Source organism: Pseudarthrobacter sp. C4D7 (assembly GCF_013359725.1).
Classification (GTDB): Bacteria; Actinomycetota; Actinomycetes; order Actinomycetales; family Micrococcaceae; genus Arthrobacter.
The window spans coordinates 1-17,109 of sequence record NZ_JABFMW010000014.1; the positions used below are offsets into that span (position 1 = coordinate 1).

Consider the following 17,109-nt stretch of genomic DNA (forward strand, 5'->3'; position numbering starts at 1 on the left):
GCGAGCGTAAGTCCTTTGGTGATCGTGATCGTAAGCCGTTTGGTGATCGTCCGCGTCGCGATGGTGAGGGTGACCGTCGCGGTTTTGGTGGCGGTGAAAACCGCAAGCCGTTCGGGGACCGGCAGGACCGCGCACCCCGCAGCTTCGACCGTGGTGATTCCCGCGCCGAGTCAGGCCGTGGCTCCGGACCCCGCAGCTTTGGCCGCGACCGGCAGGAAGACCGTCCTGTCCGCGTGCCCAACGCTGCCGACCTCCGCAGCGCCAACCGTCCGGACCGGGAACGTTCCCCCGAAATTGATGAAGACGTCACGGGCAAGGAACTGGACCGCGCCACGCAGCACCAGATCAAGACCCTTGAAGCCAAAAGCTCAGAGTGGGTGGCACGCCACCTGGTGATGGCGGGCCGCCTCATTGACGCCGAGCCGGAGCTGGCATTCCAGCACGCACTCGCCGCCAGCCGTCGTGGGGGCAGGCTCGCCGCTGTCCGCGAAGCCGTGGGCCTCACGGCCTACGCAGCCGGCCACTATGGTGAGGCGCTGCGCGAGTTCCGCACCTTCCGCCGCATTAGCGGCTCCAACGTTCACCTGCCCGTCATGGCCGACTGCGAACGTGGCCTGGGCCGCCCGGACCGCGCCCTCGACGTAGCCCGCTCGGAGGAAGCCCAGGACCTGGATGCTCCCGGCAAGGTAGAGCTGGCAATCGTCGCCGCCGGTGCGCGCACCGACCTGGGCCAGCTTGACGCGGCAGTAGCCGAACTTGAAATCCCGCAGCTGGACATGAACCGCGCGTTCTCCTACAGCCCCCGCCTCTTCCGTGCCTACGCCGATGCACTTGCGGCTGCGGGCCGGCAGGAAGAGGCAGACAAGTGGAACAGGCAGGCCGTCGTGGCAGAAGATGCCCTGGGCCTGGGCGCAGACCAGGAACCAGAGATCATCGACCTCGGCTGGGACGAGGAAGAAGAGGCCCGGGAAGAGGCTGAACGCCGCCGGATGCTCGAACGCGCTTCTGACGCCGCGGCGCCCGCAGCAGGTTCCACGGAAGCAGCTGCCAGGAGCGCCCGCGCGGCCGATGCGGAATCCGCGCAGGAGACCAGCATCGACGACCAGGACGCAGACTACTTCGTTTCCGATGACGCAGAATCAGACCACGACTCGGTGGAACACGACGAGCTCGACGTGCCCGCCGGCGGCGACGACGCTGACGACTCCAACGATGACGATGCCCATGCGGAGGACAACGCAGGCGTAGGACATGACGAAGAGCGCCGGGAAGACTGAACACAGATGAGCGATGTTTCCCTGGTTTCCCGCTTCGATGCACTCCTTGCCGACCTGGACGGCGTGGTTTACGCCGGTCCCCACGCCATCCCCGGAGCTGTTGAGTCGCTGAAGCAGCTTTCGGGGCTGGGCATCGGACTGGGCTATGTCACCAACAACGCATCCCGGTCACCTGCGGACGTGGCAGCGCATCTCCGTGAGCTTGGTGCACCCGCAGAGGACAACCAGGTGGTGAGTTCGTCCCAGGCGGCGGCCGAGCTGCTTGCCTCGATGCTCGCGCCCGGGTCCAGGATCCTTATCACTGGCAGCCCGGCCCTGGCCCGGGAAATTGAGCTGGTGGGCCTGGTACCGGTAGCCGGGCAGGATGAGGACCCGGTCGCCGTGGTCCAGGGGTTCAGCCCCGCCATCGGATGGAAGGACCTGGCCGAAGCCACCTATGTGGTCAATGCCGGTGCCCTCTGGGTGGCAACCAACACGGACATGTCCATCCCGCAGGCGCGCGGCATAGCGCCGGGAAACGGCACCCTGGTCGCCGCAGTCGCCGCAGCCACCGGCCAGCAGCCCCGGGTTGCGGGCAAGCCGGAGGCGCCGCTGTTCCATTCGGCAGCCAGGCGCCTCGGGGCCGAGCGTCCCCTGGTGGTTGGCGACCGGCTGGACACGGACATCCTGGGCGGCAATAACGCCGGTTTCGCCACGGTAGCGGTCCTGACCGGGGTCGACACGCGCGAAACCATCCTGGCGGCCAGGGCGGCGGAACGCCCCGAATACATCATTGATAACCTCGGGGATTTGCACCGGCCGTACCCGGAAGTAACGCACGACGACGGGACGTACACGTGCGGGGAGTCCACAGCGCGGGTGGCCAACGGAGCCGTGGGCATCATTGGCGGCCAGGACAACCTGGACTCGTGGCGGGCGGCGTGTGCCGCCTGGTGGGCCGCGACGCCTGACGCCGCAGCCCCGCAGGCGCCCAAGCTGGTGTGGCTGGATCACTAGACTGGTTCCATGACCGAGCTGACTGAACCGGAAGACCCGACAATCCAGCCGGCACCGGAATGGCCGCAGGCCGACCGGCAGGACCTAACGGATCCGCAGGTGGCGCAGTCCATCGCCCGGCTCCTGGACCTGCCCGGGCTTCCCGCAGCGGACCACGAGTCCGTCTACAACCTGGTTCACGATGACCTGCTGGCCGCGCTCAACAGCGATCCCGCAGACGTTGCTTTCCCAGGCACTGGGCCGGATGGCGGGGCCGCCTGATGCCGGTACGCCTCGACCAGGCCCTGGTGGCCCGCGGGCTGGCCAGGTCGCGAACGCATGCAGCCTCGTTGATCGCCGAAGGCAAAGTGAGTTCCGGTGGCCAGGTCCTTGGCAAGGCATCCCTGCAGGTTGACGAGAGCAGGAACCTGGCCGTCCAGCACGATGAGCAGGACACCTACGCCAGCCGTGCCGGGCACAAGCTGGCCGGCGCCCTGGACGCGTTCCCCGGCGTTTCGGCCCAAGGCAAACGGTGCCTTGACGCCGGTGCCTCCACCGGCGGCTTCACGGACGTCCTGCTGAGGCGGGGGGCCGCGCACGTGGTGGCGGTCGACGTCGGGCACGGCCAGCTGGTGCCGCACCTCCGGGACGACCCGCGCGTGGAAGTCCACGAGGGCATGAACGTCCGGTACATGGCGCCCGCCGATATCGGCGGCCCCGCGGCCCTGACCGTCGCCGACCTTTCCTTCATCTCCCTCACCCTCGTGGTTCAGCCCCTGGCTGACTGCACCGGGCCCGGGGGCGACCTGGTGCTGATGGTCAAGCCGCAATTCGAGATCGGCAAGGACCGCCTGGGCCGCACCGGCGTGGTCACCTCGGAGCGTGAACGGCGGATGGCCGTGGAGAAGGTGGCCAGGGCAGCGCTCGACGCCGGCCTGGACCTGTGCGGCCTGGCGGTCAGTCCGCTGCCCGGGCAGGACGGAAACGTCGAATACTTCCTGTGGATAAAACGCAGGATCACCCAAGACTTGCCTAAGATCGAAGAGCGAGAGGCGGCAGCAGCTGCCTTGCTCGGACAAATCTGGCCTAACCACTAGAGAGCGGAACCTGATGAGCAGGCGTGTACTGGTCCTTGCCCACACCGGCCGCGAGGAGTCGCTGAAGGCCGCCTGGGAAGCCTGTGCCCTGCTGCACGCCTCAGGCATGGTCCCGGTGATGCAGGAGTCCGAACTGGGCGACATGGAACGGTTCTTCGGGCACCTGGCCCAGCCGGTGGAGGTGCTCCACGACCATGTCCAGCTGCCCGATGTGGAACTGGTCATGGTCCTTGGCGGCGATGGAACCATCCTGCGGGCCGCGGAGCTGGTGCGCGAGGTGGACGTGCCGCTGCTGGGCGTGAACCTGGGCCATGTCGGCTTCCTGGCGGAAAGTGAGCGGGCAGACCTCGCCCAGACCGTCGAATGGATTGCCAGCCGCCAGTACACCGTTGAAGAACGCATGACCATCGATGTCCAGGTCTGGGTCCGCGGCCAAAAGATTTGGCACACCTGGGCTTTAAACGAGGCCGCCATCGAAAAAGCCAACCGGGAACGCATGCTGGAAGTCGTGACCGAGGTGGACGAGCGTCCGCTGACCTCCTTTGGCTCGGACGGCATCGTCCTGGCCACCCCAACGGGCTCCACGGCCTACGCGTTCTCCGCCGGTGGCCCCGTGGTGTGGCCTGAGGTGGAGGCGCTGGTGATCGTACCCATCAGTGCCCACGCGCTCTTTGCCAAGCCCCTTGTCGTATCGCCCCGGTCCCGGCTCGCCGTCGAGGTCCTGGGCCGCACCGATGCCCAAGGGGTCCTCTGGTGCGATGGCCGCCGTTCGGTGGACCTGCCGCCGGGTGCGCGGGTGGAAGTGACCAAGTCGGCCACCCCGGTCCGGCTGGCCCGGACCCACCAGACGCCCTTCTCGGCCCGTCTTGTCCGCAAGTTTGAACTGCCCATCCACGGCTGGCGCGGCCCGGTCCCCAAGTCCGACGCCGTGCACACCGGCCCCATCCCCATTGTGCGGACACCCCGGCCCATGCCGCCGCTGCCCGTCCCGGATGCGGAGAACCACGGCAGCGATCCCGATCCGTCGACTGCGAAGTGAAGCCATGCTTGAAGAACTGAGAATCCGCGACCTCGGCGTCATCACGGACGCAACACTCCCGCTCGGCCCGGGACTGAGCGTGGTGACCGGTGAAACCGGCGCGGGCAAGACCATGGTGGTCACCGCCGTCGGACTTCTCCTGGGAGCGCGCTCCGACGCCGGGGCCGTCCGGAGCGGTGCGAAAAGCGCCACCGCGGAGGCGGTGCTCAAGCTCAACGCCGGACATCCGGCCATCGCCCGTGCGCTCGATGCCGGCGCCGAAACCGAGGAGTTCGACGGCGGCGCGGAACTCATCCTGGCCCGGCGCCTGGGTGCGGACGGCCGCAGCCGTGCCTTCCTCGGTGGCCGGGCTGCCCCGGTGGGCGTGCTGGCCGAAATCGGCGAATCCCTGGTGGTGGTGCATGGCCAGTCGGACCAGATCCGGCTCAAGAGCGCCACGGCGCAGCGGGAAGCCCTGGACAAGTTCGCCGGCGACACCCTTGCCGGACCGCTGTCCGCGTACCAGGAGCTGTACAACGGGTGGAAGGCCAGCCAGGCGGAACTGGACAACCTGCGGAGCGCCGCCCGGGACAGGCTGCGTGAAGCCGAGTCCTTGGAGGCTGCCCTCGCCGAAATTGACGAAGTGGATCCGCAGCCGGGGGAGGACGAGCTCCTGAAGGCCGAAGCCGTCAAGCTCGCCAACGTGGAGGAACTGCGGATCGCGGCCAGCACAGCCCACCAGGCCCTCATCGCCGAGGACTTTGGCGAAACCGGCGACGCCACCACCCTGGTGGACTCGGCCAAACGCACCCTGGAGCATGTGGCCGAACATGATGCCGAACTCGGCGCCGCGGCCGCGCGGCTCGCGGAAGTAGGCTTCCTGCTCAACGACATCGCCACCGAACTGGCCAGCTACCAAGCCGGCCTGGACTCGGAGGGCCCGGAACGGCTCGCCGAAATCGAGGACCGCCGGGCTGCCCTGGCCAAACTGGTCCGCAAGTACGCCCCCACCATCGATGAAGTCCTCGAATGGGCGGAAAAGGCCCGCGTCCGGTACGACGAACTCCAGGACGACTCCTCCCGCATTGAAGCCCTCGACGCTGAAGTGGTCCGCGCCGAAGGCGAGCTGACCAAGCAGTCCGCCGCCATCAGCAAGATCCGTGCCAAGGCCGCCAAGGACCTCTCTGCCCGTGTCAGTGCCGAGCTGAAGGCCCTGGCCATGGCTGACGCCACCCTGGTGATCAATCTCGAACCCTCCGGGCAGCTGGGCCCGCACGGCGCGGACGAGATCAGCTTCCTGCTCCAGCCGCACTCAGGTGCACCTGCCCGGCCGCTCGGCAAGGGCGCGTCCGGTGGTGAGTTGTCCCGCGTCATGCTTGCCATCGAAGTAGTCCTGGCTGCCGTGGATCCCGTCCCGACATTTGTGTTCGACGAGGTGGACGCCGGCGTTGGCGGACGCGCCGCCGTCGAGATCGGCCGCAGGCTGGCCATGCTGGCACGCCACGTCCAGGTGCTGGTGGTGACGCACCTTCCCCAGGTGGCCGCCTTTGCGGACCAGCACATCACCGTGACCAAGACATCCGTCAGGGGGGCCGACGGCGGCACCGCCACCGGCTTCACCTCCAGTGACGTCCGGCTCCTCGATGAGCCCGAACGCGTACGTGAGCTTGCCCGCATGCTGGCGGGGCAGGAAGACTCGGAATCCGCTCAGGCACACGCCCGGGAACTGCTGGACGACGCCAAACTCCTGCCGCAGAGGGCCTGACGGCCTCTACGGGAAGAAGCAATTGATGATAGGCTCGAACTCCGTGGTGCAGCGATCAAATTCCCGTGTAAATTCCCGGTTCCCGGGTTCCTCCAAGATGACGAAGCACATCTTCGTCACCGGCGGCGTGGCCTCCTCCCTCGGCAAGGGACTGACGGCCTCCAGCCTCGGTCACCTCCTCCGGGCCCGCGGCCTGTCCGTCACGATGCAGAAGCTCGATCCCTACCTCAACGTGGATCCGGGCACGATGAACCCCTTCCAGCACGGCGAGGTCTTCGTGACCGACGACGGCGCCGAGACGGACCTGGACATCGGGCACTACGAGCGTTTCCTCGACGAGAACCTCGAAGGTTCCGCCAACGTGACCACCGGCCAGGTGTACTCCACCGTGATCGCCAAGGAACGCCGCGGCGAATACCTGGGTGACACCGTCCAGGTCATCCCGCACATCACGGACGAGATCAAGCGCCGCATGCGGCTGCCCGCCGAAGGCAAGAACGCACCGGACGTCATCATCACCGAAATCGGCGGAACCGTGGGCGACATCGAGTCCCAGCCGTTCCTCGAATCCGCGCGCCAGGTGCGCCAGGACGTGGGCCGCGGCAACGTCTTCTTCGTGCACGTCTCACTGGTCCCGTATATCGGACCGTCGCAGGAACTGAAGACCAAGCCCACCCAGCACTCCGTGGCAGCCCTGCGGTCCATCGGTATCCAGCCCGAGGCCATCGTCATCCGGTCCGACCGCGAGATCCCCGAGGCCATGCGCGCCAAGATCGGCCGCATGTGCGACGTCGACCTCGAAGCAGTCATCGGCTGCCCGGACGCTCCCAGCATCTACGACATCCCCAAGACCCTGCACGCACAGGGCCTGGACTCCTACATCGTCCGTGCCCTGGACCTGCCGTTCAAGGACGTGGACTGGACCAGCTGGGACCGCCTCCTCGAAGCCGTCCACAACCCCAAGCACCAGGTCGAAATCGCCCTGGTGGGCAAGTACATCGACCTCCCGGACGCGTACCTCTCCGTGACCGAAGCCCTGCGTGCCGGCGGCTTCGCCAACGAGGCCAAGGTCAAGATCCGGTGGGTCCCGTCGGACGAGTGCGAGACCCGTGAGGGTGCCATGAAGGCCCTCGACGGCGTGGACGCCATCTGCGTGCCGGGCGGCTTCGGCATTCGCGGCCTGGAAGGCAAGCTGGGTGCCCTGAAGTTCGCCCGCGAGACCAAGCTTCCCGTGCTTGGCCTCTGCCTCGGCCTGCAGTGCATGGTCATCGAGTACGCCCGCAACGTGGTGGGCCTGGAAGGTGCCTCCTCCAGCGAGTTCGAGCCGGATTCCAAGTACCCGGTCATCGCCACCATGGAGGAGCAGCTGGAGTTCGTTGAAGGCCGCGGCGACTTGGGCGGCACCATGCGCCTGGGCCTCTACGAAGCCAAGCTGGACGAAGGCTCCGTCATTGCCGGCACCTACGGCAAGACCACCGTCAGCGAACGCCACCGGCACCGCTACGAGGTCAACAACAAGTACCGCCAGCAGATTGCCGAGAAGGGCCTGGTCTTCTCCGGAACCTCCCCGGACGGCAAGCTCGTCGAATTCGTTGAGCTTCCTGCCGACGTCCACCCGTACTACGTGGCCACGCAGGCCCACCCCGAGCTGAGCTCGCGGCCCACCCGTCCGCACCCGCTGTTCGCCGGCCTGATCAAGGCCGCCCTGGATCACCAGAACGCGAACCACCAAGGTGCCGCCGACACGGCCGCTGCCGCGGCAGGGGAGCCTGCAGCATCGGGTAGCGTTACCGCTAAGTAGTCAATAGAACAAAAGGACGGCGCGATGCCTGGTACACCTGAAGCCACCCCTGCCAGACAGGTTTCGGATGCACCAAGCCCGCGCCGTCTTTTGTCTACGGAGAAGGTGTACCAGGGCCGGATCTGGGACGTCGTCAGTGACACCTTCCAGCTCTCCGATTCAGGGGATGCCCTCACCCGCGACTACATCGACCACCCCGGCGCGGTGGCCATCCTGCCCATGAATGGCGAGGGCCAGATCCTGCTGCTGAAGCAGTACCGGCACCCCGTGGGCATGGACCTCTGGGAAGTCCCCGCGGGCCTGCTGGACGTGGAAGGTGAGGACTTCGTGGTGGGCGCTGCACGGGAACTCGCCGAGGAAGCGGACCTGTCGGCAGGGACCTGGAACGTCCTGGCCGACGTCTTCAATTCCCCCGGATCCTCCAGCGAAGCCATCCGGATCTACCTTGCCCGCGACCTCACCGAAGTGCCGCCCCACGAACGCCACGAGCGGACGGATGAGGAAGCAGAGATCGAATTCCACTGGATCAGCCTGGACGACGCCGTGGCCTCCGTGCTGGCAGGCCGGCTGCACAACCCGTCCGCCGTCGTCGGGATCCTTGCCGCCGCTGCGGCCCGGGCCGGCAACTATGAAGGACTTCGTCCCTCCGACGCCCCCTGGCCCGCGCACCCCAGCCAGCGCTGATGGTGCCGGGTCCCTCGGCCGAAGCGGCTCCGGAAGCCGCTCCGGCGCCGAACCCCCACGGTGCGAACGGCCCAACGCCCAGCCCTGCCCCCACCGGAATTCCAGCGGCAATCGAGCGCGGAATCACCGATTACCTCCAGCATGTCGGCGTGGAACGGGGCCTGGCCGCGAACACGCTGGCAGCCTACCGTCGAGACTTGGCACGGTACGCCCGCTACATTGCTGCTGCCGGCTGCAGCCGGCCGGGTGACATCACCCGGCACCACGTCACCGGTTACGTCCGTGCCCTTTCAGACGGTTCCGACGGCGGCTCCACCCTGGGAGTACGGTCGGCGGCCAGGACGGTGGTGGCGGTGCGGGGGCTGCACAAGTTCTGGGCGCTGGAGGGTTACACACCCGCAGATCCTGCCAGCGAAGTCCACCCGCCCATGGCCGGTAAACGGCTGCCCAAAGCCATCAGTGTCGATGAAGTGACGCGGATCCTTGAAGCTGCGGGAACAGACACCGCCACCGGGCTGCGTGACCGTGCCCTGCTCGAATTCCTCTACTCCACCGGTGCCCGCATCAGCGAGGCCGTGGGACTGGACGTCGACGACATCTCCCTGGCGGAGCCGGAATCCGGGCCCGCGATTGTCCGCCTGTTCGGCAAGGGCTCGAAGGAACGACTCGTACCGCTGGGCTCCTACGGGGCACGGGCGCTGGATGCCTACCTGGTCCGCGGGCGCCCGCTGCTGGCTGCCAAGGGAAAAGGCACGCCCGCACTCTTCCTCAACGCCCGCGGCGGGAGGATCAGCAGGCAGAGCGCCTGGACCATCTTGAAGGCGGCGGCGGAAAAGGCCAACATCACCCGCGACGTTTCGCCGCACACGCTGCGGCATTCATTCGCCACCCACCTCCTGGAAGGCGGCGCCGACGTCCGGGTGGTGCAGGAACTGCTGGGTCACGCGTCCGTGACCACCACCCAGGTCTACACCCTGGTCACCGCCGATACCCTCCGCGAGATCTACGCCGCGGCACACCCACGGGCTCTGGGATGAACAAGGCCTGACACCCGCCCTGGATCGATTCCGCAGGGTAATTTTCCTGCTGCTGTAAGAATCAGCGCCGCCCGGGACACTTAGTCTTCAGGAAGAAGTCATCACGTGTCCGGGGGAAATACCATGTTGGCAGCGGAAGAGCAGGCATTCATCGATCTGCATTCCCGGCATTCCGGGAGGGTCTACCGGTACATCGCCTGCCGCATCAGCGATGCGGGCCGGGCCGAGGAGCTGGCAGCCGATGTGTTCCGGATCGCCTGGCAGAAGCAACCACCGGAACCACCCGGCATTGGCTGGCTGCTGGCCACGGCCCGCCATGTGCTCGGCAACGAATACAAGGGCCGTCGCCGGCGCCAGGAACTTCTTGACCGGTTGCAGGACGAGGAGCGCAGCAGGGCCCCGCAGGAGGAAACCGGGGAACAGGCTGCGGTAGCGGAGGTGCTCGGCCGGCTCCGGGAACGGGACCGTGAGATCCTCATGCTCAGTTACTGGGATGACCTGACCATCGCCGAAGTTGGCCAGGTCCTTGAATGTTCCCCCTCCACGGCTGCCGTACGGCTGCACCGTGCACGCCGGGCGTTCGCCAAAGCGGCGCCGGCCCGGCTCATGACCGAACGGAAGGACTAGCCATGGATCGGATCGAGCAGTTGATGAAGGCAGCCAAACCCCGGCCCATGGCACCGGATGAGGTGCCCGGGGGCCACGCACCCTATGCGTTGGGACCTTTCGGGGAAGCGGAGGCCATCCACCCCGCCGCCCGGGCGCCTGAACAGCGCATCCAGCGGGGACGGGCAGCCGTCCGGATGGCTGCCGCGACCGTCCTGGCTGCTGCAGCTGTGGCCGGCGCGGTGTACGTGGGTGGAACCATGGCACAGAGGCCCATGCCCGGCCCCGCTGTGGCGCCTCCGGCGACGGCCGCAAGCCCAGCGCCGGCCAGCCCTTCGGCCACACCGCTTGCCAGCGGACAACCCACTGCCACTACGCCGCCTGCCACCGGCCAGTCGGGAAATCCTGCCGCCGGTGGCTTGAGTACCGGCGGCGTGCCCTGCACCATGGACAACGTTGACCTGCAGCGAAATGACCAGCAGCGCATCATCTTCCCGATCCCCGCCGACCAGCAGCACCTCTACACCGTCCTGGGTTGCGCCGGCGGCTGGCTGGCCTTCTCCATCTCTGATGAGGGAGCCAAGATCCTTCAACTTGATGGCGGCAACGCCTGGTACCAGATCGCCAAACTGCAGGATGGCCGGTTCCTTTGCGATTTCCGCCGACAGACCGCCAGCGTCCTGAACTGGGAGTTCCAGGCACTCAACCACCAAGGGCTCACAGCCCAGGAAGCGATGGACCGGGACTTTGCCTCCAAAGGGCTGCCGGTGGAGCTCCGGAAGCAACTCGTTGGCGATGGCCCGGCTAACGGGTAGCTGCAGGGCCCGTCGGCAGCTATAGGGTTGTGCACATGGAATCCGCCCAGGTCACCCTCTGTTTCCTCCTGCGGGAGGGGCCGGCAGGAGCTGAAGTCCTGCTGGGGCTGAAACTAACCGGCTTCGGTAAAGGAAAAATCGTGGGCATCGGCGGCCACGTCGAGCCGGGGGAGACCCATGCCCAGGCTGTTGTCCGCGAAATCCGGGAAGAGACCGGTCTGATCGTGCTTGAGCCCGACCTCAGCCATGCCGGTCTGGTGGAGTTCGTTTTCCCGGCAAGGCCCGAGTGGAACATGTCCTGCCGGCTGTTCACCACCCGGCGCTGGCAGGGCCAACCCGCCGAGAGCCGCGAGATCAGCCCGGAATGGTTCAGCACGGCGGCCCTGCCGCTGGAGCGTATGTGGCAGGACGCCGAACACTGGCTGCCGCCGGCGCTCTCCGGCGAGACCATCGACGTCGTCGTCATCCTGAATGACGACAATGAAACGGTGGCATCTGTCCGTTACCCCGGGGCGCAGGGGACCCCGCTGCGGCGCTGACATCGCGGAGGTAACGATGCGGCGAATATTCTGCTTGCGCTTCCGGCCGGATCCGCGGAGTTCGGTAGCGTAGGCCGGGCAGCGCCGGTCCGGCGCCGTATCTGTCCAGACACATGGGGGTAAATGCATGGACATCCGAACCGATCCGGGCACCTGCGGCCACGCCACTGCAGGGCCCGGGCAACCCGCAGGTCAGGGAATCCCGGGACGACGTCCCGGCGGTGTGCGGGCTTTCGCCAGTGGGACGGTTATGGCAACTGTCCTGCTGCTGGGGGCGTCCGCCTGCGGATCTTCACCAACTGCCACCGAAGCAACCGTTGCGCCGGGCACCGGTACGCCGGCGGTAACGTCGACCGGACAAGCGTCGGCCACGGCCGCCTCGAGCCCTGAACCTTCCGCGGCCCAGCCCTCTCCTTCCGCGGAAAGCGCCTCTCCTGCGGACCGGACCCAGTGGCGGACCTATACCAGCGCGGATGGAAAAGTCAGCTTCGAGTACCCCGGCGACTGGACGGTGGCCAATGCGCCTGCACCTGACGGTACGCCACGGACCAGCGTTGAGGTCAGGGACGCAGAGGGAACAGTGTTGGCTGCGTTGGATTATGGACCGTCGAACGGTGGCCTCGGGGGTGCCTGCCAAAACCCCGTCCCGTACAGCGTGCTGGACTCGGTGGAGCTCCCGCTGCCGTACAACACGGCGGCCGCCGACACGATTGCTCCCCGCTATGTTTTCCGCGCACTGGAAGAGCCCGGCCGGGTGACCGCTGCCTATGGCATCACCAGCAGCGTGGCCGGACGGGACGGGAAGGCGTGCATGTTCTACAACGTCGTCAGCGGTCCCGCCGATTCGCCCCTGTATTACTTCACCAACGCCGTCCAGGTGAACAGCGGTGTGGCCGCACCTGCGCCGAGCGGCCCCGCCGCGAAGATTTTTCCGACCATGGACGCTGCCCGCGCCTATATGCAGACTCCGGAGTACGTCCACATTAAGCGGACCATAACGTCGCTGAAGATCCGCAGCTGACGGGGCGCGCCGGCGCAGCACCCGGCGCCGTGCCAAACGCAGCGGCCCGGCCACCCATGGAGGGTGACCGGGCCGCTGTGTTGCCGCCGTGGCGGGCGAAGACTGGCCGTGGGGGTTAAGGCAGGTGCCGTTCTTCCACGCCGTTGTACTCGCTTAGCGGGCGGATCAGCGAGTTGGCGTCCAGCTGCTCCATGATGTGCGCCGTCCAGCCGGTAATGCGGCTGGCCACGAAAAGGGGCGTGAACGTGGGGGTATCGAAGCCCATCAGGTGGTACGTGGGCCCGGCCGGGTAGTCCAGGTTCGGCTTTATCGCCTTCGCCTCGTCCATCGCGGTCTCCAGGCCGTTGTAGAGCCCCAGAAGCTCGGGGCGGCCGTAGTGGGCGATCATCTTGTCCAGGGCAGCCTTCATGGTGGGAACCCGGGAATCGCCGTGCTTGTAGACGCGGTGGCCGAAGCCCATGACCTTCTTTTTCTGCGCCAGGGCGTCTTCCATCCACGCCTTCGCCCGTGCCGCCGCTTCTTCCAGGGACTCTTCCTGCCGGATACCGATCTCATCGAAGGTGTGCATCACGGCTTCGTTTGCCCCGCCATGCAATGGACCCTTAAGTGCGCCGATCGCTCCGGTCACGGCCGAATGCAGGTCCGAGAGCGTCGAAGTGATCACCCTGGCCGTGAAGGTGGACGCGTTGAAGGAGTGCTCGGCGTAGAGGATCATCGAAACGTTGAAGGCCTCCACCACCTCAGGCACCTGTTCCTCGCCGAAGGCCATCCACAGGAAATTTGCCGAATAGCCCAGGTCATCGCGCGGCTCCACGAGCTCCTGGCCGTGCCGGCGGCGCTGGTCATAGGCCACCACCGCCGGCATGGCAGCGAACAGGTCCACGGCCTTGGCCATGTTGGCCTCCCGCGACGAGTCCTCCGCCTGCGGGTGCCGGGCACCCATCACCGAGGCGGCGGTGCGGCAGACATCCATCGGGTGGGACGTGGTGGGCAGTGCGTCGATGACCTGCTTGACCACGGGGTCGAGGGCGCGGCCGGCGCGCTCCTTCGCGGTGAATTCCGCGAGCTGGTCCGCGGTGGGCAGTTCGCCGTTCCACAGCAGGTAGGCCACTTCCTCGAAGCTGCAGCGGGCGGCCAGCTCCTGGACCGGGTAGCCGCGGTACAGCAGCGAGTTGGTGTCGGGGTTGACCTTCGAAACCGCGGTGTAATCCACCACGACGCCGGCGAGGCCCTTCTTGATCTCATTTTCAGCCATGCTGAAACTCCTTTGTTCCTAACGCCTGTTGACCGGCCGGGGCCGGCAGTCGGTGGGGTTGTCAGACTCCGGGGATCCGGAAGTTGAACACCCCGGTGTCAAAGTGGTTGTAGGCCTCATAGTCAACGAGGTCGTAGAGCCTGGCACGGGTCAGCATGCTTGGAACCTGTGCCTCCTGGGTGCCGTCGGATTTGATCGATTCCAGAGTACGCTCAGCGGCGCCCATGGCACTACGGAGCAGCGTTACCGGGTAGATGATCATGTTGACGCCCACGCCGGCCAGCTCGTCCACGGTGAAGAGGTCGCTTTTGCCGAATTCGGTCATGTTGGCCAGGATCGGCACGTCCACGGCGTCCCTGATGGCCTTGAACTCGCTGAGGTCCTTCATGGCTTCGGGGAAGATCGCATCCGCGCCGGCTTCCACCAAGGCCTTTGCCCGGTCCTGGGCCGCTTCCAGTCCGTCGGTGGCCCGGATGTCGGTGCGGGCCATGATGAGGAAGTTGGGATCGCGCCGGGCGTCGGCCGCGGCCCGGATCCGTTTGGTGGCAGTATCCAGGTCCACCACGTTCTTGCCGTCCAGGTGGCCGCAGCGCTTGGGGTTGAACTGGTCCTCGATGTGGCAGCCGGCAAGGCCGGCGTTTTCCAGCTCCTGGACGGTGCGCGCCACGTTCATGGGCTCACCGAATCCGGTGTCCGCGTCCACGATCGAGGGCAGGTCGGTCATGCGGGCGATCTGCCCGGCCCGGGTGGCCACCTCGGTGAGCGTTGTCAGCCCGATGTCAGGCAGCCCCAGATCATTGGCCAGGACGGCGCCGGAAATGTACACCCCGGCGAAGCCCTTTTCCTCGATCAGGCGGGCGGAGAGCGGATTGAACGCGCCGGGGAACTGCTGGATGGTCCCGGAGGCCAGCAATTCCCGGAACCGGGTCCGCTTCTGTTCCGGGGTCGTCTTTGAGTACAGCATCAGAAGAGTCCCTTCGGTGCCGCCGCGAGGTCGATCACGCCGGGGGCGGCAGTGATGTTCAGCTGGTCCAGCTCGCCGGCGGCGAGTTCGGGGAGGCGTTCGACGGCGGCGAGGAACCTTTCGATCTCCGCCTCCTCCACCAGCCCGGCGGCCAGCGTGCGGAACTTGTTCACGTACTGCTCCCGGGCAAACGGACGGGCGCCCAGCGGGTGTGCGTCGGCCACGGCGATCTGGTCCGTGATGACTGTGCCGTCCTTGAGCGTGATCTCCACGGAACCGCCAAAGGCCTTTTCAGCGATGTCCAGCGAGTGGTAGCGGCGGGTCCATTCCGCGTCCTCGACGGTGGTGACCTTGTGCCACAGCTCCGCGGTGTCCGGACGCGCGGCGCGCTCCGGGGCGTAGGAGTCCACGTGGTGCCAGGCCCCGTCCTGGAGCGCCACCGTGAAGATGTAGGGGATGGAGTGGTCCAGGGTCTCGCGGCTGGCGGTGGGGCTGTACTTCTGGGGGTCGTTCGCGCCGGAGCCGATCACATAGTGGGTGTGGTGGCTGGTCTTGATCAGCACGGACTCGACGTTGGCGGGGTCGGTGACCTCCGGGCGCTCGCCGTGGAGCTTGCGGGCCAGGTCGATCCAGGCCTGCGCCTGGTACTCGGCCGAGTGCTCCTTGGTGTAGGTGTCCATGATGGCGCGCTTGGCCTCGCCGGGCGTCGGCAGCGGCACCATGTAGGAGGCGTCCGGGCCGTCCAGCATCCAGGCGATGACGCCGTCCTCTCCCTCGTAGATCGGCACGGGGGAGGTCTGGCCGCGCATGGCACGGTCCGCGGACTCCACGGCCATCTTGCCGGCGAACGCGGGGGCGTGCGCCTTCCAAGTGGAGATCTCGCCCTTGCGGGACTGCCGGGTGGCGGTGGTTGTGTGCAGCGCCTGGCCGACCGACTGGAAGATCGTCTCGACGTCCAGGCCCAGGAGGGTGCCGATGCCTGCGGCGGCGGAGGGGCCGAGGTGGGCGACGTGGTCGATCTTGTGCTTGTGCAGGCAGATGGCCTTAACCAGGTTGACCTGGATTTCGTAGCCGGTGGCGATGCCGCGGATCAGGTCCGCCCCGCTGGAACCCACGTGCTGGGCGACGGCGAGGATCGGCGGGATGTTGTCGCCCGGGTGGGAGTAATCCGCGGCGAGGAAGGTGTCATGGTAGTCCAACTCGCGGACCGCGACGCCGTTCGCCCACGCAGCCCATTCCGGGGCCACTCGTTCTTCGATGCCGAAGACCTTCGAGCCCTTGCCGCCGGTGGTGGGGCCGTGGGTCAGCGCCTGGGCGCGGGCCGCAACGATCGGGGCGCGGTTCAAGGAGGCGATGGCCACCGAGGCGTTGTCGATGACGCGGTTGATCACCATGTCCGTGACTTCCCCGGAGACGGCAACGGGATCGGCCGCCACCTGGGCGATCTTGTAGGCGAGCTGGTCCTCGCGGGGCAGGTTCTCTTCGCTCTTGTAGACGCGGACGTGGTGTTCCTTAACCATGGTGCTCCTTCGGAGGGGATGCGTGGGTTGCTTTAATGTGGGAAAGGCTTCGGTGCAGGTGGAGGACGGTTGCAGCCTCCGCGAGCTTCGGGTTGCCGGCGGCGATGGCCTCTGCGATCGCTGCGTGTTCAGCGGCGGCCGCCGCGAGGCGGCAGGCGTCGTCGGCGGCCAGCCGTCGGATCCGGACCAGGTGCACGCGCAGGCTTCGCATGGCCTGGGCCAGGTAGGAGTTGGAAATCGCGGCATCGATGGCCGTGTCCAGCCTGCCAACGAGTTCGTAGTAGTCATGCAGGGCGGGGTGGTTGCCGCTGATCAGTTGCGGAGCGTTGAGCAGTTCGCGCTGCAGTCCCTCAAACGTGGCAGGGTCGCCGCGCCGGGCAGCCAGTGCGGCGGCCTTGCCCTCGAGGGTTTCGCGCAGTTCGAACAGTTCGTCGATATCTTCCAGGGAGATGCCGGTGACCACGACGCCGCGGCCGCCCGCCGTCGTCAGCCCTTCCGCCGTGAGGCGGCCCAGTGCTTCGCGAAGCGGTGTGCGCGAGATGCCCAGCCGCTCGGACTGTTCCACTTCGGCGAGGACTGTGCCCGGTGCCAGACGCCATTCGATGATGTCGTCCCGCAGGGACGCATAGGCCCTGTCGCTGGCGCGCATTGAGTCCTCCTTCCTTGGTGACACCACGATTGTATACACAGGGCACCCAATAAGTCAGTAGGTCCCCAAAATAGCGGGAACTGGTC

At 67.0% G+C, this 17,109-nt stretch carries 17 protein-coding genes; 13 read left to right on the forward strand and 4 right to left on the reverse strand.

Features of this window, described 5'->3' with window-relative positions; genetic code table 11:
• From HNO81_RS11380 to HNO81_RS11440, 13 genes are all read left to right on the forward strand, one after another.
• Positions 1 to 1,277: hypothetical protein (locus HNO81_RS11380; RefSeq protein WP_254703429.1), on the forward strand; the 1,277-nt coding region annotated here is incomplete at its 5' end.
• A 6-nt stretch (positions 1,278 to 1,283) separates the two neighbouring features.
• Positions 1,284 to 2,273 (forward strand): HAD-IIA family hydrolase, encoded by a 990-nt coding sequence (locus HNO81_RS11385; protein ID WP_175318244.1) that lies wholly within the window; start codon positions 1,284 to 1,286, stop codon positions 2,271 to 2,273.
• A 9-nt stretch (positions 2,274 to 2,282) separates the two neighbouring features.
• Entirely contained in the window at positions 2,283 to 2,534 is a 252-nt protein-coding gene (locus HNO81_RS11390) for a hypothetical protein (RefSeq protein WP_141181208.1), read from the forward strand.
• Positions 2,534 to 3,349 (forward strand): TlyA family RNA methyltransferase, encoded by an 816-nt coding sequence (locus tag HNO81_RS11395; protein ID WP_175318245.1) that lies wholly within the window; start codon positions 2,534 to 2,536, stop codon positions 3,347 to 3,349. The genes HNO81_RS11390 and HNO81_RS11395 overlap by 1 nt, the downstream gene beginning before the upstream one ends.
• Before the next feature lie 13 nt (positions 3,350 to 3,362).
• Positions 3,363 to 4,388 (forward strand): NAD kinase, encoded by a 1,026-nt coding sequence (locus HNO81_RS11400; protein WP_175318246.1) that lies wholly within the window; start codon positions 3,363 to 3,365, stop codon positions 4,386 to 4,388.
• Positions 4,389 to 4,392: 4 nt separating this feature from the next.
• The gene (gene recN / locus HNO81_RS11405; RefSeq protein ID WP_175318247.1) at positions 4,393 to 6,132 is read left to right on the forward strand and encodes a DNA repair protein RecN; all 1,740 of its coding nucleotides are present in this window, start codon (positions 4,393 to 4,395) and stop codon (positions 6,130 to 6,132) included.
• A 25-nt stretch (positions 6,133 to 6,157) separates the two neighbouring features.
• The gene (locus HNO81_RS11410; protein ID WP_175318248.1) at positions 6,158 to 7,933 is read left to right on the forward strand and encodes a CTP synthase; all 1,776 of its coding nucleotides are present in this window, start codon (positions 6,158 to 6,160) and stop codon (positions 7,931 to 7,933) included.
• Positions 7,934 to 7,957: 24 nt separating this feature from the next.
• Positions 7,958 to 8,617, forward strand: coding sequence for an NUDIX hydrolase (locus HNO81_RS11415; protein WP_175318249.1), 660 nt, complete (start codon positions 7,958 to 7,960; stop codon positions 8,615 to 8,617).
• Positions 8,617 to 9,654 carry a site-specific tyrosine recombinase XerD gene (xerD, locus tag HNO81_RS11420; protein ID WP_175318250.1) on the forward strand — a complete coding sequence of 346 codons (1,038 nt, stop codon included), beginning with the start codon at positions 8,617 to 8,619 and terminating at the stop codon, positions 9,652 to 9,654. Before HNO81_RS11415 ends, xerD begins: the two co-directional genes overlap by 1 nt.
• A gap of 123 nt (positions 9,655 to 9,777) precedes the next feature.
• Entirely contained in the window at positions 9,778 to 10,281 is a 504-nt protein-coding gene (locus tag HNO81_RS11425; RefSeq protein WP_175318251.1) for an RNA polymerase sigma factor, read from the forward strand.
• A 2-nt stretch (positions 10,282 to 10,283) separates the two neighbouring features.
• A complete protein-coding gene (locus HNO81_RS11430; protein ID WP_175318252.1) occupies positions 10,284 to 11,075 on the forward strand; it encodes a hypothetical protein in 792 nt (263 codons plus the stop codon).
• Between the two features lie 35 nt (positions 11,076 to 11,110).
• Positions 11,111 to 11,614 (forward strand): 8-oxo-dGTP diphosphatase, encoded by a 504-nt coding sequence (locus HNO81_RS11435; protein WP_175318253.1) that lies wholly within the window; start codon positions 11,111 to 11,113, stop codon positions 11,612 to 11,614.
• Positions 11,615 to 11,864: 250 nt separating this feature from the next.
• Entirely contained in the window at positions 11,865 to 12,635 is a 771-nt protein-coding gene (locus HNO81_RS11440; RefSeq protein WP_175318254.1) for a hypothetical protein, read from the forward strand.
• Between the two features lie 115 nt (positions 12,636 to 12,750).
• On the opposite strand, the gene HNO81_RS11445 is transcribed toward HNO81_RS11440, so the two are convergent.
• The 4 genes from HNO81_RS11445 to HNO81_RS11460 form a co-directional block, all read right to left on the reverse strand.
• Complete coding sequence (locus HNO81_RS11445; RefSeq protein ID WP_175318255.1) at positions 12,751 to 13,890, reverse strand: bifunctional 2-methylcitrate synthase/citrate synthase; 1,140 nt, start codon at positions 13,888 to 13,890, stop codon at positions 12,751 to 12,753.
• 61 nt (positions 13,891 to 13,951) lie between these two features.
• Positions 13,952 to 14,854: a methylisocitrate lyase gene (gene prpB / locus HNO81_RS11450; RefSeq protein ID WP_175318256.1), complete on the reverse strand. Its 903-nt coding sequence runs from the start codon at positions 14,852 to 14,854 to the stop codon at positions 13,952 to 13,954.
• On the reverse strand, positions 14,854 to 16,374 hold the full coding sequence (locus HNO81_RS11455; protein ID WP_175318257.1) for an MmgE/PrpD family protein: 1,521 nt from the start codon (positions 16,372 to 16,374) through the stop codon (positions 14,854 to 14,856). The genes prpB and HNO81_RS11455 overlap by 1 nt, the downstream gene beginning before the upstream one ends.
• Complete coding sequence (locus HNO81_RS11460; protein WP_175318258.1) at positions 16,367 to 17,023, reverse strand: GntR family transcriptional regulator; 657 nt, start codon at positions 17,021 to 17,023, stop codon at positions 16,367 to 16,369. Before HNO81_RS11460 ends, HNO81_RS11455 begins: the two co-directional genes overlap by 8 nt.
• Positions 17,024 to 17,109: the final 86 nt, after the last annotated feature.

Bases quoted from the DNA above. Each gene is read 5' to 3' on its own strand.
- HNO81_RS11415 (WP_175318249.1), top strand. From the start codon at position 7,958: ATGCCTGGTACACCTGAAGCCACCCCTGCCAGACAGGTTTCGGATGCA.
- recN (WP_175318247.1), top strand. From the start codon at position 4,393: ATGCTTGAAGAACTGAGAATCCGCGACCTCGGCGTCATCACGGACGCA.
- HNO81_RS11440 (WP_175318254.1), top strand. From the start codon at position 11,865: ATGGCAACTGTCCTGCTGCTGGGGGCGTCCGCCTGCGGATCTTCACCA.
- HNO81_RS11455 (WP_175318257.1), bottom strand. From the start codon at position 16,374: ATGGTTAAGGAACACCACGTCCGCGTCTACAAGAGCGAAGAGAACCTG.
- HNO81_RS11385 (WP_175318244.1), top strand. From the start codon at position 1,284: ATGAGCGATGTTTCCCTGGTTTCCCGCTTCGATGCACTCCTTGCCGAC.
- xerD (WP_175318250.1), top strand. From the start codon at position 8,617: ATGGTGCCGGGTCCCTCGGCCGAAGCGGCTCCGGAAGCCGCTCCGGCG.
- HNO81_RS11395 (WP_175318245.1), top strand. From the start codon at position 2,534: ATGCCGGTACGCCTCGACCAGGCCCTGGTGGCCCGCGGGCTGGCCAGG.
- HNO81_RS11435 (WP_175318253.1), top strand. From the start codon at position 11,111: ATGGAATCCGCCCAGGTCACCCTCTGTTTCCTCCTGCGGGAGGGGCCG.
- HNO81_RS11460 (WP_175318258.1), bottom strand. From the start codon at position 17,023: ATGCGCGCCAGCGACAGGGCCTATGCGTCCCTGCGGGACGACATCATC.
- HNO81_RS11400 (WP_175318246.1), top strand. From the start codon at position 3,363: ATGAGCAGGCGTGTACTGGTCCTTGCCCACACCGGCCGCGAGGAGTCG.
- HNO81_RS11425 (WP_175318251.1), top strand. From the start codon at position 9,778: ATGTTGGCAGCGGAAGAGCAGGCATTCATCGATCTGCATTCCCGGCAT.
- HNO81_RS11410 (WP_175318248.1), top strand. From the start codon at position 6,158: ATGATAGGCTCGAACTCCGTGGTGCAGCGATCAAATTCCCGTGTAAAT.
- prpB (WP_175318256.1), bottom strand. From the start codon at position 14,854: ATGCTGTACTCAAAGACGACCCCGGAACAGAAGCGGACCCGGTTCCGG.
- HNO81_RS11390 (WP_141181208.1), top strand. From the start codon at position 2,283: ATGACCGAGCTGACTGAACCGGAAGACCCGACAATCCAGCCGGCACCG.
- HNO81_RS11445 (WP_175318255.1), bottom strand. From the start codon at position 13,890: ATGGCTGAAAATGAGATCAAGAAGGGCCTCGCCGGCGTCGTGGTGGAT.
- HNO81_RS11430 (WP_175318252.1), top strand. From the start codon at position 10,284: ATGGATCGGATCGAGCAGTTGATGAAGGCAGCCAAACCCCGGCCCATG.